General features: G+C 63.8%; 11 protein-coding genes and 1 pseudogene. All 12 read right to left on the reverse strand.

What is annotated here, in order from left to right; genetic code table 11:
* Positions 1 to 26 precede the first annotated feature (26 nt).
* Entirely contained in the window at positions 27 to 1,070 is a 1,044-nt protein-coding gene (locus tag X733_RS164220; RefSeq protein ID WP_023683291.1) for a flagellar hook-associated family protein, read from the reverse strand.
* A gap of 3 nt (positions 1,071 to 1,073) precedes the next feature.
* Positions 1,074 to 2,528 (reverse strand): flagellar hook-associated protein FlgK, encoded by a 1,455-nt coding sequence (gene flgK, locus X733_RS164215; protein WP_023817292.1) that lies wholly within the window; start codon positions 2,526 to 2,528, stop codon positions 1,074 to 1,076.
* A gap of 176 nt (positions 2,529 to 2,704) precedes the next feature.
* Positions 2,705 to 3,958 (reverse strand): flagellar hook protein FlgE, encoded by a 1,254-nt coding sequence (locus X733_RS164210; RefSeq protein ID WP_023671890.1) that lies wholly within the window; start codon positions 3,956 to 3,958, stop codon positions 2,705 to 2,707.
* Positions 3,959 to 4,052: 94 nt separating this feature from the next.
* A complete protein-coding gene (locus X733_RS164205; protein WP_023740983.1) occupies positions 4,053 to 4,721 on the reverse strand; it encodes a response regulator transcription factor in 669 nt (222 codons plus the stop codon).
* 220 nt (positions 4,722 to 4,941) lie between these two features.
* Complete coding sequence (locus tag X733_RS164200; protein ID WP_245270165.1) at positions 4,942 to 5,535, reverse strand: transglycosylase SLT domain-containing protein; 594 nt, start codon at positions 5,533 to 5,535, stop codon at positions 4,942 to 4,944.
* Complete coding sequence (locus X733_RS164195) at positions 5,462 to 6,847, reverse strand: flagellar hook-length control protein FliK (protein ID WP_023817294.1); 1,386 nt, start codon at positions 6,845 to 6,847, stop codon at positions 5,462 to 5,464. The genes X733_RS164200 and X733_RS164195 overlap by 74 nt, the downstream gene beginning before the upstream one ends.
* Positions 6,844 to 8,274, reverse strand: a complete 1,431-nt coding sequence (locus X733_RS164190; protein ID WP_023725156.1) for a chemotaxis protein — start codon at positions 8,272 to 8,274, stop codon at positions 6,844 to 6,846. Before X733_RS164190 ends, X733_RS164195 begins: the two co-directional genes overlap by 4 nt.
* Positions 8,271 to 9,617, reverse strand: coding sequence for a MotB family protein (locus X733_RS164185; RefSeq protein ID WP_023686352.1), 1,347 nt, complete (start codon positions 9,615 to 9,617; stop codon positions 8,271 to 8,273). The genes X733_RS164190 and X733_RS164185 overlap by 4 nt, the downstream gene beginning before the upstream one ends.
* 31 nt (positions 9,618 to 9,648) lie before the next feature.
* The gene (locus X733_RS164180; RefSeq protein ID WP_023686351.1) at positions 9,649 to 10,275 is read right to left on the reverse strand and encodes a hypothetical protein; all 627 of its coding nucleotides are present in this window, start codon (positions 10,273 to 10,275) and stop codon (positions 9,649 to 9,651) included.
* Between the two features lie 3 nt (positions 10,276 to 10,278).
* Positions 10,279 to 11,919 (reverse strand): flagellar basal-body MS-ring/collar protein FliF, encoded by a 1,641-nt coding sequence (fliF, locus tag X733_RS164175; RefSeq protein ID WP_023686350.1) that lies wholly within the window; start codon positions 11,917 to 11,919, stop codon positions 10,279 to 10,281.
* A 189-nt stretch (positions 11,920 to 12,108) separates the two neighbouring features.
* Positions 12,109 to 13,069: pseudogene (locus X733_RS01000000165725) on the reverse strand (flagellin).
* A gap of 281 nt (positions 13,070 to 13,350) precedes the next feature.
* Positions 13,351 to 14,235 (reverse strand): flagellin, encoded by an 885-nt coding sequence (locus tag X733_RS164170; RefSeq protein WP_023683303.1) that lies wholly within the window; start codon positions 14,233 to 14,235, stop codon positions 13,351 to 13,353.
* Positions 14,236 to 14,425: the final 190 nt, after the last annotated feature.

The following is a 14,425-nucleotide window of genomic DNA, read 5'->3' on the forward strand; positions in this document are numbered from 1 at the left end:
TGGCTCTACCGTTGCGGTTGAGATTGTCAGGTCAGGTAGTTCAGCAGGCTCATCTGCTGCAGGCGCGCGGTCAGCGCAAAGGACGTCTCGATATGCTGCGTCAGATCCGCGACGCGGGTGGCTGCCTCGGCGGGGTCGACGCCTTCCAGATCGAGGATATGGCGCTCGAACAGGTCGACCTGCGTCTTCATGCGGTCGCTGGCGTCGGAAACACGCTTCTCGGCAAGGCCGGTCTCGGCCTGCAACTGGCCGAGTCCGCCCAGCGCCTCGCCGACCATCGCCTGGGCGCGACCGACGACGGTGGTCTTCGCCGCCTGGCTGATGTTGCCGGAGAGCAGGCCGGTGACCAGGGCGGAAGCCATGGCGAGCTTGCGGATGCTGTCTTCATTGGCGCTGGCCGAGGTCTGGGTGGTTTCGCCCAGCGAAATGCGGCTGACGATCTGCTGGTCGGTGGCGTTCGACCAGTTGGCCTGCCAGCCGGCGCCCATGAACTGCGGCACGACATTGCTGGTGATGAAGCCGTCCATCTGGGCGGCGGTGATGTTGGCGGCGAGCGGATCGGTCTGCGTGAAGCCGAAATACGACGAGAAGGAAGCGTCGAACGCCGCCTTGGCCGGCGAGCCGGCGGCGGTGAAATCGTCGATCGGCTTGACGTCGGTGTTGGTGCCGGCAAACAGATATTCGCCGTTGACGCTGGCATTGAGGATAGAGGTCATCTGCTGCACGGCGGCCTTGCCGGCTTGCTGCGTGATGGTGCTCGAGGAATTGCCGGCGGCGGTCAGTGCGGTCAGCAAATTCTGCGCAGTGTCGGAAAGCTGGCCAAGCGCAGCCTGCGTCGAGGACAGCCGCGCGGTGACCAGCGAATTGGAATCGATGATGACGTTCAACCGGTCGAGGTCGCGCGAGAAGGTGACCGCCTGCGAGGTGCGCGCGCCGAGCGCCAGACCGACATCGGCGACGGTGCCGGTCGTCGATTCCTTGGTGGCTTTGACCAGTTCGCCCTGCATGCGCATCTGCTGATAGCGCGCGGCGTTGGAGAGGGCGGCTGAGGAGACGGATGTGGCTTTCATGGCTTATCCCACGGCATCGAGCAGGGCCGACAGCATGTCGTCGACGGTTTTCATCATGCGCGCCGAGGCCTGATAGGTGTGTTCGAGGTCGAGCAGCAGCGACATCTCCTGGTCGACATTGACGCCGGTGTCGTTGGACAGCGCCTCGGCGGTGCGCGATGCCAGCGCTTCCTTGGCGTCGGCGTTGCTCGAGGCCTGCTGGCGCTGGCCTTCGAACCAGCCAATGGCATTGGCGGCGTAGTCGGACACGCTGGACGTGACGGTGATGCCGGCCGCAGCGTCGAAAGGCATCGGCTTGTCGAGCTTGTCGCCATAGCCGATCAAGAGCTGCGAATAGGAGGCGTTGCCGGCAGTGTTGGCGATATAGGCCGCACCATTGGCGCCGCCGTCGCGCAGCAGCACCGGATTGCCGCCGACGCTCGAGTCCATTGCGGCGTTGACCTTGATCGAGCCGGCAAGCCCGTCGATCAGCGTGCCGGCGGCCGGAATGGCGGGCGCACCCGACCAGGTGAACAGGCCGGTTCGGTCGGGCTGCGAAGGTGCTGTTTCGGCAAAGGCGGTGATGAGGCCGCGCGCCACTTCGTCGAGCTGGCTCTGCATCGTCGCCGCGACGCCGTCGCGCAAGGTGATGAGCCCGGCGAGCTTGCCGTCGGCGCTGGTGTTGCCGCCAGCCCCGGCGCTGACCGGCACATTGTCGATGTAGATGGTGTTGCCTGGTGTGCCGGCCGTGTAGCCCGCCGACGGGGTGAAACTTACCGAGCGCGGAATGGTCTCGAACAGTGTCGTGCCATCCTTGGTGGTGATGACCATGTCGTTGTCGCCACGCGTGAAGGTCGACACCGGCACATAGTCCGCGATCTTCTTCAGCAAAGCGTCGCGCTGGTCGAGCGCGTCGGATGCGTCGGTATCCGAACGGGTTGCGGAGATGACCGCCTTGTTGGCGTCCTGGAACTGACTAAGCAGCGAGTTGAGATCGTTAACCGCCGTTGATATCTCGCCATCGGCCTGGGTGCGGAAATCCTGGATCGCGTTGGTGCCGTCGTTCAGAGCGCGCACCACCTGCTGGGCCGCGTCGATGACGCTGGAGCCGAGGTTCTGGTTCGATGGCGTAGCGGCGTAAAGCTGCAGCGCGTTCTGCAGCTTGCCGATCGCGGTCGAGGCAGAGGAGGCGTTGTCGACGCCGTTGACTGCAACGGCGAGGCGGTCAATTCCGCTGTAAAGCGTGCTCTGGCCGCTCCATGCCGATTGCGCGCTAAGGTTCTGGCGAAACAGCAGGGCGTTGGTGGCGCGCTGGATCTCGACCGAGCGGGCGCCGGGCGCGCTGCTGACGACGACCGCCGTGCGGCGGGCATAGTCGGGGTTGCTGGCGTCGGCAATATTGCGGGAAAGGACGCTGGTCTGCTTCGATGTGGTCTGAAGCGACTGTTGGGCTATGGTCAATGCGGAAGTCAGCGACATGCGGGTCTTTCACGAGGCCAGTGGGGAGGGGATGACGTCTCTGCCCTGTCGGCGGCGTCGGCGTTCGGAAACCTGCAATTCCAGACCACCCCGGCCGGTTTGCCGGTGTGGCCTTGAATTCGAAATCCGCGCACCGCGCTGCTCTGGTTTGGGTTCATTCCCCTGGCGCCCGTCGTTTATCTCTTCAGGTTGACAAGGACATCCATGAGGTCGGAACCGGTCTGGAACACTTTCGAGTTAGCGGTGTAGCTGCGCTGCGCCGCGATCATGTTGGTCAATTCCTCGGCGATATCGACGTTGGAATTTTCCAACGCGCCGGAGATGATGCTGCCGAGCTTGCCTTCATTGGCGAAGCCGATGCGCACGGTGCCGGAGTCGGTGGACTGCGCATAGACATTGCCAGGCAGTGCGGTGAGGTTGTCGGCGCTCTGGACGTCGGCCAGTGGGATCTTGAACAGCGGCTTGGTCGAGCCGTCCTGATACTGGGCGTAAATGACTCCGTCCTCGCCGATCTGGATCTTTTCGATCGTGCTGGGCGCGTTGCCGTTGACCTTGGCTTCGGAGACCGTGAAGCCGGTGCCGAGCTGAGTCAGCTTGGACAAATCGAGGTCGAGCGACGCACCGCCCGGTACGGGGATCGTTATGCTGTCGACCGCGCCGGTTAGCTTGCCGGTGGTGGTGTCGAAGGTCAGGTTGGCCGTGGCCAGCGCGCCGCCCGTATAGGGGAAGGATGTGCCCGGCGTCGCCTGGGACTGGTCGAACACAGAGACCGACCAGGCGCCGGTGCCGGTGTTGGTGAAATAGACGTCGAGCAGCTTCTTGTTGCCGAGATTGTCGTAGGTGACCATCGAGGATTTCGACGTGTATTCGGCGGTCGGGCTGTTGGTGGACGGCAGCGGACCGGCGGGCGGCGTGGCGCCAGCCGGCAGATTGGCGTTGAAATTGCCTGTGGTGCTGGGCGTCGCCGTCATTTCCTGGTCGGAGATCTGGACCGGCACCAGTCCTTCGAAACCGTTGGCGGTGGCAGCCGGCGTGCCGTTGGCGTAGCTGTAGGCCATCAGCTGGTAGCCGGCGGCGTTGACCAGTCTGCCCTGAGCGTCGGGAACGAATGCGCCGGCGCGGGTGAGGAAGGGCGTCCCGCTGGGGTCCTGGACGACGAAGAAACCGTTGCCGTTGACCGCAAGGTCGGAAACCGAAGTCGTGTACTGCAGCACGCCCTGGGCGCTGATGGCCGAGCGGATGGTGGTGTTGACTCCGCCGGAATTATAGGCGCCGCCGACCTGCGGCATGATCAGCGTCGAAAACTCGGCCGAGGATCGCTTGTAGCCGGTGGTGTCGGAATTGGCGATGTTGTCGGCTGTCGCCGAAAGGCGGTTGGCCTGCGCGTTCATGCCGGAAACGCCGGTCCGCATCATTCCGTAAAGGCTCATCGAAACGTCTCCTCAATGCCCAACATCGTTGGGCCCATGTCTGTGGTCGCGAGGATATAATTTTTGTCTTGCGCGAGGCTGGCGCAGACCGGCATCAGAACACCAGCCGGTAGCCGAGGAAGCGCTTGGAATCTATCGGGTCCTGACCAAGCTTTTCGCGCAGTTTCTTGCGCAATTTGGAGATGTGGCTCTCGACCACGTTCTCCTCGACCTCTTCGTCGAAGATGCCGTAGATGGCGTTGAAGACCTGGGTCTTGGTGACGCGGCGTCCGCGGTTGCTCGCCAGATATTCGAGGATGCGGCGTTCGCGGCGCGGCAGAGGCAGCGGCTGGCCATCGATCTCGGGATCGCGGCCATCCATGAAGATGCGCATGGCGCCGATCTCGGTGTAGCTGACGTCCTCATGGGCGCGGCGGCGGATGGCGGTGATGCGGGCCAGGATCTCCCGGATATGGACCGGCTTGCGTATGACGTCGTCGACCCCGCTCTCGAACAGCCGCAGCGTATTCTCGAGCGAGTGCTGTTCGCTCAGCGCAATGACCGGAGCGCCGGTGCGGTCGCGGATCTGGCGTGGCGAGATGGTGCCTTCGCGGCAGTCGCCGATGAGGAAGGCTCGGACCGATCGCAAATCCGTGTCGGCGGCCGATGTCACCCACTCGCCGAATTCACCGGACGCGAAGCCTGCACAGGCGACGCCCTCACGATCGAAAAGTGAATTATAGCCTTCAGTTACGAGCTCACGCTCGTCAACGATTACAATCATCGGCCCCGCCTCCGAATCAGATCATCTGCCCCGTGGGAAGAGCCGTAACCGGTGCCGGGAATCCTGAACAACCATCATTTCTTGTAGCTATTTTCTTGGGAGTTATTTCGAGTTTCGAAATAACCGCAATCAGGAGGTTGTATGGTTGGTTGCCGAACGGGTGACGTGGCACGTCACCCGCCGGGCGTGGATTTGCAGCCGTTCGCAAGAGATGATTCACCTAAGGGTTGCAAAAGTTGCGGGCGTTCGGGGTCCATTTGCCGAAGCCGGTGGCGACCATATTGGCGATGACGCGGCAGACATAGAATTTCTGCGCGGGGTCATTGTCGGGGCCGGCGTGGTAGCGGGCGACGGCCATCGACCAGCTGACATGACGCGCATGCAGGCTGGCCAGGAAGCGCGCGGCATAGTCGACATTCTGGCGCGGGTCGAGCATGTCGTCGACGCTGCGGAAATGCGCGGCGTGATAGTGATGGTTGATCTGCATGCAGCCGAGGTCGATCAGCGTCTTGCCCTCACGTCGGGCTGCTTCGAAGGCGGCCAGGGCCTCAGTGCGGCTCCTTGGAAATACCGCTTTTCCCTCTATATTCAACGCGTTAGGTTGCAAGCTACCCTTCTTGCCAGTCTCGGTCAGCCCGACCGCATAGAGGATGCCGGCGGGCACGCCATAGCGGTCGGCGGCACGCAAGATCTCGGGCTCGCAAGGGTTGGTGGCGGCGGTGGCCGGCTTGGTGGCGAGGCTAGATAAACATATCGTCGCCAGCGCGCTCGCGAGCAGGCGCGCCAGCGCGGCCGAATTCCTGGGCATCGTCATTGCGGTTTCTTCCCGACTGCTGGCCGCCCGAACCCGTATTGTTGCCGCTCGAGTTTCCGGGCTGAAAAGCGGACTGGTCGCGGCCTTGCGGCATTGGATGCGAGTTCGCTGCATCGCTGCGGGCCGCTGCGTGGATCGCTATCGAGGGTTGCAGGATGGTGACCTTGTCGACATCGAAGCCGAGCCCGCGCAACGACTTCACGATGGCGTCGCTGTCGGTGGCGAGACGGCGGTAAGCCTCATGGGTTTCGGGCTTCAATTCTATCGAAAGTTGTTCTCCGGAAAGCCTGAGACTGGCGGTGACCATGCCGAGCTCTGCCGGGTGAAGCTCGATCTTCAATATATGTGTCGGAACGGCAACAGAACCGGCCGTCTGGGCGGTCGTCGACGGCGTCGAAACCGCTTGCCGCAGGCCGTTATCCGAAGCCAGCGCGTCGATAAGCGCCGAAGTCGTTTGGTTTATCGGACTATGCGCGGGCGCGGGGAAGCTCTGTTCGGCGACAATGTCGACGCGCGCAGCGAATGGCGGCTGTTTTCCCTGTGTGGACGATGCCGCGGAATGGGCTCCATCGACGGACTTCGCCGACGGCGCGGACCGTTTTGCCGCGGGTGCCGAAACGTCGCTTGCCGTCTGGTCCGCCGGTAGAGGAGGCGTCGGACCATCCTGGTGCGGCAGTTTGCCGGACTGGAGCCCGATCGCGGGCAGCTTTTGCCCCTGATCCTGTGCGGAAACGCTGGTACCGGGCTTGGCCCGTTCCGATCGCGTCGTCGTGTCGAGTCTGTTGTCAATGCCGGACGCTGCGCGGTGTCTCTTCAGAGGCGACGTCTGTGCAGAAATGGCCTCGCCAGCGGGCGCCGGTTGCCCAGTCTGTCCATTCGTCGCGATGCCGTTCCCGCTTGTCCGGACCATTGAGAAATGCCTGATATCGTGCAACGCCAGCACCAGTGGCAAATGATCCTGCAGCGATCCTGCATCCGCGTCTCGTCCGGCCACCTCAGCGTCCTTGGATGGTTTGTCCGGGCCACTATCGGCATGTTCTTTTGCGGCCTTGCCGGCAGCGGATTTCGTCCCCGTTTTGCCAGACTGGGTGTGTGGGATTTCGCTTTTGCCGGGACCGGCAGGGCTGCGTTTGGCCCAATGCGGCTCGTGCGATGCGGCCTCAATTGCTCCCTGGCCTATCGGTGTCGGCGCATCGTCGTCGCCGCGCACCATGTCGCCGAAGCTTTTGTCGCCGCCCTTGGCGTTTGAGGCCGACTGCTTCGATCCGGCGTGCGCGGGAGCCGGCAGGGCCTGGCCAACATTGGTGGTCATTTCGGGGCTGCTCCAAGCATCTGGTCGATCAAATCGAGCTGGCGACGCGTCCTCGCCATGGCGGCGTCGGTGGGATCGGTAGGCTCTACTGCGGCGGGGGCCGGCACCGATGCCGGCACGACCGGAGCCGCATCGCTGGCCGAGGCGACTGCAGGCGTTTCCGCCGCCTTTGCCTCTGGCGTGCTTGGTGCCTGCGCGGCCGGTTCACTTGCCGCCTTCGGTCGGTCGGTTGCTGCCGGTTCACTCGATGTTGTGACGGCTGGCTGTTCCGGCATCGCGCCTTCGACCGGCGGCAGCTCTGGCTCGTCGGGTCTTTCCACGGCCGCGGTCTTGACCGGCTCCTGCCTGGCCGCGGCAGGTGCGGGCTTTTCGGCAGGCAGCGGCGCCGGCGGGGCGATGACTTCACCCGCCACGGCCTGCGCGGCATCGAGCAGGTCGCGGTCGCTTTGCGAAAGCTGGTTGCGATCGATCTTGTCCAGCTTGGCGCGGACCTCGCCGATGGTGCCGGACGTTACCGTGGACAGGCTGGAATAGAGCTGGGCGCGCGGATCGTCCTGATTGTGGATGCCGTCGCGGCCCCGTTCAGCCCTGGCCGAGGCAAAGGCGGAGAGATCGGCAAAGCCGTCGATCGCGGCGCGGCGGGCGATGCGCAGATAGATCACCTTCTCGCGTTCTGGATCCATCATTGCGGTGATGTCGGCGAGCTTGTCCTGGCTGATCGCCATGTGCAGCGTGATGACGCCGGAGACGAAGGCGTCGGCGAACTGGCTGGCATAGGGCGAATAGAGGTAGTCTTCGACGTATTGGGTTGAGGCAAGCGCGAAACGCGCACCGTCGCCTTGCGCGGCGGCGATGCCGACCGAGCGGCGCAGTGCTGCTTCCTCGACCAGCGTGCCGGGGCTGAGCAGGCGAGCATCGTCGAGCAGCGCAAGCGCGCTGACCGGTTGCTCGGTGGCGAGAAGCGAGCCCTTGACCAGCGCCAGAAAGGCACCGAGATCGGGGGGCAGGGTCATCGGATCGATCGGCTTCAGCGCCTCGATCGCAGCCGCCTGCCGGCCGTTCAGATAATCGACAATGCCCTTGGCGATGGTCAGGCTTTGCGGGTCGGTCTTGGCGCGCGACACCGCCGCCTCGACGGTGACGGGGTTGCCGCCACTCATGCCATAGACCAGCAAGGCGCGAAAATTCTTCGGGTCGCTGAAATCATCTGCGTCCGCCGCGCGCAGCCTTGTGTCGGCCATTTCGAGCAGCTTGGCCTGCATCGGCAGCGCGGCGTGATCGCCGGCGGCGATGCGGTCCTGCACAAGCTGCAGCGAGCGCACCAGCTGATAGGGCTGCAAGCCGTCCTCGGCGAAGGCCGATGGCGGATGGACAGCGCTCAGCAGCAGCAGCCCGACGGCGCGGCCGATGATGGCGGCGCGCCTCATCCGTCGGTCGCCATCAGGATTTCGATGCGGCGGTTCGCGGCCGCCATCGGGTCGGCTGCAATTTTCGGCTCGCGATCGGCGAAGCCGGCGACCTCGGTGATGCGGCGCTCGTCGACGCCGCCGCGCACCAGCATGTAATAGGCGGAATGGGCGCGCGCCGTGGACAGCCGCCAATTGTCGTAAGTGTCGCTGCGGAACGGCCGCGCGTCGGTGTGGCCGTTGATGCTGATCGTGCCTTTCTGCTCGTTGACGATGCGGCCGATCTTTTCCATCGCCAGCACCAGTTCACGCCTAGGCACCGCCGATCCGATCTCGAACATGCCGAAATCGAACTGGTCCGTGATCGAAATGACGACACCCTTGTCGGTGGCTTCGACGGAGACGCCATTATGCAATTTGTCGCCTGGCTTGAAGGCCTCGGCCAGTTCCTGCTTGACCTGCGCCGCGGCTCTAACAGTGGCGGCCGTCGGCGCTTTTTCCGCGGCTTCGGGTTTGGGTGCGGGTTGTGCTTCGGCGGCTTCGGCCTTTGCAATTTCGGCCTTCGCTGCTTCAGCCTTGGCCTCTGCTTTGGCTTCAGCCTTGGTCAGCGGCTTATCGGAAACGGATTTCGCCAGCGGCTCGAGCGGCGCCGCGGCCACTGGCGGCGCGGCCGGCACGGCCTTCACCTCCGCCACTTGCGTCTGTGCCGCCTTGTCACCCGGCTTCAGGGGATCGCCTTCGATCTTGGTGCGTTCGGCGGTGGCTTCGGCGCCTGGTGCAGCCACCTGCTGCGACCAGAAATCCGGCGCGAACGGGTCGCGGTAGGATTGGCCGCCGGATGCGCCGGTAGCCGGGCCGGACGCCTGCGCGCCGCCATCGCCCTTCTCGCTGACATTTTGCATGACGCCGGTGTCGGTGGCGATTTCCGACAGCACCGCATAGGGATCGGCAAACAGATGCTCGTCGGAAAGATCCGTCTTTGGCGCCGATTCCTTCGATTGCTTCTTGTCGGAAGTACCGGCGCCGCCGACGCCGTCCTGTCCGGCCTTGCTGGTCTTGTCCCGCGGGTCGTCCGCCGTCAGCCCGACCTTGCTCGGGCCATCGCCGAGGTCTTCGAGGCCCTTGCGGCTGGCGTTGCGATCGACCAGCTTGACCGGATTGAAGTAGCTGGCGACGGCTGCCTTGGTCTGCTCGTTGGCGGCGTTGATCAGCCACATGACGAGGAAGAAGCACATCATGGCAGTCATGAAATCGGCAAAGGCGATCTTCCAGACGCCGCCATGGTGGGCGTCGTCGTGGTCGTCGTGGTTGCGCCGCACGATGATGATCTCATGCCTGGCGTCTGCGGCCTCGACAACGCTCATGACGTCCACTCGTTCGTAAGAGGGCCCTCGCTCATGACAGGGCCTCCGACAAGGCGGCCGACCATTCGGCAATGCGGGTTTCGAACACCGCCTCGTCAATGGCGACGGTAAGGTCGAAGCCGGGCGCCTCGACGAAATCGAGATTGGCCGCGCGTGGGCCGAGCGAAGCCTTCAGCGTCTCGAACAATGACAGCGGTCCGCGCACGGCGATGCGCACCGCCTCGCTGTCGCCGACGGCTTCGCGGATCGTGCCGGCAAGGGTTTCCAGCGAACGCTTCTGCAGATCGTCGCTGACAAGGCCGCCAATGATGCGCGCAATGGTGGCGCCGACGAGGTCGCTGACCTTGGCCTCCATGATCTCGATGCGGGCAGTGACGACCGCGCCGAGATCGCCGCCGAAACTTTCTAGAAAGGCCTTTGCTTCATCGGCGTTGGCCTGTCTCTGCGCCTCGAGCGCTGCCTGGTGGGCGATGGCAAGGCGGGCTTCAAGGGCGGCTTCGGCATCGATGACCGCTTCGGCGATCAGCGCGCCGATGTCGGCCTGCGGCGCCGACGTCTCCGGCCTTGGCTCGGCCATGGCGGCGAGCGAGGGCTGGCCGGCACGCTGGCTGCGTGCGCCGAAATCCGGCAAAAGGTCGAAAAGCGCTGCCGAGGCCATGGTCTATACCGCTGCTTCCTGGGCCGCCCATTTGCGCAGGATCTGCGCGGTGCGCTCCTCATTGATGTCGACCATGCGGGCAAGCCGCTCCTGCGGCGCCGGCCTGATCTTCTGACGAAGATCGTCGAGTGGAGTCGGGCCTGGGCGGCTGCCGGGCAAGGCAGCCGGCGCCTGTTCGGCGCTGGCGGCTTCGGGTGTCGGCAGTGAACGCTGGACGTCGTCGAAGCTCGGACCGGCAAGTGCCGGCGTCGGCCGCGCGCTCAGCGCGGTGGCCATCGGCCTCAGGCCGAAGAAGGCGACCAGGAACACCACGACGATGAAAGCGCCGGCGTTGATCATCGTACCGGCATGGGTTCCGATCGACGCCATTATGCCCGGCTGTTCGACCGCCTCGCCGTCGAGCCCGTCGATGAACTCGACGGCCGAGACATCGATGATGTCGCCGCGCTTGTCGTCGAAGCCAGTGGCCGAAGCCACCATCTTCTGGATGTCGGCAACGCGCTTGGCGATCTGCTCGGGCGTTGCGTCCTTGCCGAGGATGGTCATCAGCCGCTGCTGATTGACGACGACGGCGATCGACATCTTGGTGACGGAATAGCCGTTCGAGACTGTGGCGATCTTCTTGGAGTTGATCTCGTAATTGGTGATCTCCTCCTTGCGATCATTCTCCGATGACGTCTGCGGACCATCGGTGCTGGTCGCCTGGGTCTCGGGCAGGTTCTGCTCGACGGTGGCCGGGGTCGAGGCCTGCCTCTGATTGCTGTTTTCGTTGGCGCGCACCGACTGCACGGAACGCTCCACGCGTGACTCCGGATCGAAGATCGTCTCTTCGGTCTGGCGGGTGTCGGTGTTGACATCGGCCTTGACGCTGGCGCGGAAATTGTCGGGGCCGAGATAAGGCGTCAGCGCGCGGCGGATGTTGTCGCCGATCTGCGCCTCGACGGTCTGCTCGACGCCGAGCGTGCGGGCAGCACTTGTGTTGGAGGGATCGTCGCCGGCGGCGAGAAGGTTGCCGTTGGAATCGAGCACGGTAACCTTGTCGGCCGACAGGCCCGGCACGGCGGCGGCGACGAGATGGCGGATCGACATGGCGCTCTTTTCGGCGTCGATGCCGGAATAGCGGATGACCACCGAGGCGGAGGGTTGCTGTTCGTCGCGGCGGAAATTGGCGCGCTCGGACATGACGATGTGAACGCGGGCGGCCTTGATGCCGGATATCGACTGGATGGTGCGGGCGATCTCGCCTTCCAGCGCGCGCACGCGGGTGATCTGCTGCATGAAGGAGGTCAGGCCAAGAGAACCGACATTGTCGAACAGTTCGTAGCCGGCATTGGCGCTGGTCGGCAGGCCCTTTTCGGCGAGCAGCATGCGCGCCTGCGCGGTGGTGCCGGCCGGCACCAGCACGGAGGTGCCGTCGGAGCCGACGTCGAAGCCGATGCCGGCTTCGCCGAGCACCAGGCCGATCTGGTTCACGTCGGAGCGATCGAGCCCGACATAGAGAGTCTCATAGGCCGGGCGGTTGAGATAGACCGAGCCGATGCCGATGACGGCCATCACCAATGCGGCAATGCCGGCCAGCATGGCAAGGCGCCTGACGCCAAATGCCCTGAGATTCGAGATGATGCTCTGGATCTGTTGCGGCACGATTCAAGCGCTCCCAGCATGATATTCCGTGGGAACACTAGACCGCGAAGCTTGTGCGAAGATGATAGAGCATGTCGCCCGGAAGTGTGCAGCGGTTCCGGGTCAACGACATGCGTCAAAACACACCCATACAGGAAAGGGCCGCGCTGTTGGCGCGGCCTATTCAAGGAAGAGAAAGCCGGGTCAGGCTTACTGCTTGAACAGCGCCAGGATCGACTGCGAGTTGCCGTTGGCGATCGACAGCGACTGGATGCCGAGCTGCTGCTGGACCTGGAGGGCCTGCAGCCGCGTGGATTCCTTGTTCATGTCGGCGTCGACCAGCGCGCCGACGCCCTTGTCGATGGAGTNGGAGGGCCTGCAGCCGCGTGGATTCCTTGTTCATGTCGGCGTCGACCAGCGCGCCGACGCCCTTGTCGATGGAGTCCGAGAGGTTCGACAGGAAGCTCTTCTGGGTGTCGATGCGCGACTTGGCGGCGCCGAGATAGGCGGCACCCGTGGACAGCTTGGCAAGCGCCGTTTCAACGGCGCCGAGTGCGGTGTCGATGGCCGCCGGGAGGACCTGGGTGGTGCTGGGATCGAAGAAGGTCGTCGCCAGCAGAGCGCCGACGATGCCGCCAGTGCCAGGAAGATCGAGAACCTGCGTGTCGGCCGCCTTGACGTCGATGGTGTCGATGGCGACGGTCGTGCCGGTGCGGTTATAGGACGCGACGATCTTCAGGTCGGAGGTCGCAGCAGCGTCGTTCTGCAGCAGGTTCGAGCCGGCATAGGAGGCGTTGGTGACCGACGACTTGATCTGGTCCTGGATGGCCTTGATTTCGGTCGCGATCTTCTGCTGGTCGTCCTTGCTGGCGCTGCGTGCAGTGACCAGCTTGGCCTTGATCAGGTCGACCTGGTCCTTGATGTCGGTGATGGCGGTGTAGGCGGTATCGACCTTGCCGGCGCCGAGGCCAAGCGCGTCCTGAACGGCCGAAAGCGCCTTGTTGTCGGACTTCATCGTGGTGGCGATCGACCAGTAGGCGGCGTTGTCGCTGGCGGTGGCGACGCGGTAGCCGGTCGAAATGCGTGACTGGGTGGTTTCAAGCTGCTTGTTGGTGTTGTTCAGGCTCTGCAGCGCGGTCAGAGCCGAAGCGTTCGTCATGATGCTAGCCAAGATATTTACCCCTTTTCAAACACTGGCGTGTCCCGAACACGCCGGATCAACTTCATCAAGGGGGTAGGCATAAGCCCATCGACCGTATGGTCTGCCCGCCATGGAATGGTTAACCATGACTACCGGGATATGGTTAACGGCCTGTTAAACCAAGCCATTCAGGGCGCTGGCCAAGAGCAAAAATCGGCAGCCATTCAGCAAGACAATCAACAGCCGCAAAAGAAATCGGGCCGCGCTGTTGGCGCGGCCCGACGGATGGTGTCAGTCGTAATGTCGAGAGATCAGCCGCGGAAGAGCGACAGGATCGACTGCGAGTTGCCGTTGGCGATCGACAGCGCCTGGATGCCGAGCTGCTGCTGGACCTGCAGGGCCTGCAGCCGCGTGGATTCCTTGTTCATGTCGGCGTCGACCAGCGCGCCGACGCCCTTGTCGATGGAGTCCGAGAGGTTCGACAGGAAGCTCTTCTGGGTGTCAATGCGCGACTTGGCGGCGCCGAGCGAGGCAGCGCCGGTGGACAGCTTGGCAAGCGCGGTTTCAACAGTGCCGAGCGCGGTGTCGATGGCGGCGGGGGTAACCGCCGTGGTGCTCGGGTCGAAGAAGGCAGCGGCGAGCAGGCCGCCGACGATGCCGCCCGTGCCGGCGACATCGAGAACCTGCGTATCGGCTGCCTTGACGTCGATGGTGTCGATGGTGACGGTCGCGCCGGTACGGTTGTAAGCCGCAACGATCTTCAGGTCGGACGCAGCGGCAGCGTCGTTCTGCAGCAGGTTCGAGCCGGCGAAGTTGGCGTTGGCGACCGAGGACTTGATCTGCGCCTGGATGGCGTTGATTTCGGTCGCGATCTTCTGCTGGTCTTCCTTCGAGGCGCTACGGGCAGTGACCAGCTTGGTCTTGATCAGGTCGACCTGGTCCTTGACGTCGTTGATGGCGGTGTAGGCGGTGTCAACCTTGCCGGCGCCGAGGCCGAGGGCGTCCTGCACGGCCGAGTTGGCCTTGTTGTCGGACTTCATCGAGGTCGCGATCGACCAGTAAGCGGCGTTGTCGGAAGCGGTGGCAACGCGGTAGCCGGTCGAGATGCGGGCCTGCGTCTGCTCGAGGGATTTGTTGGTGTTGTTCAGGCTCTGCAGCGCGGTCAGCGCCGAGGCGTTCGTCATGATACTGGACATGGCTACTCGTACCTTGATTTTTACAGGGTGTTTTTGACATACCGGCTTTTCCGGTATGACGGAGCGGCATCATGCCAATGATCGTGAGACCCGATCACCCGCCATCTGCGAGCAATATGCGGGCAAGTCCCTACCAAAGGGCTAAACGGGACGGTTAACCGGAAATATATTGCATAAAACTTTAGCAAGG

The sequence above is a fragment of the Mesorhizobium sp. L2C066B000 genome (assembly GCF_000502335.1).
GTDB lineage: Bacteria > Pseudomonadota > Alphaproteobacteria > Rhizobiales > Rhizobiaceae > Mesorhizobium.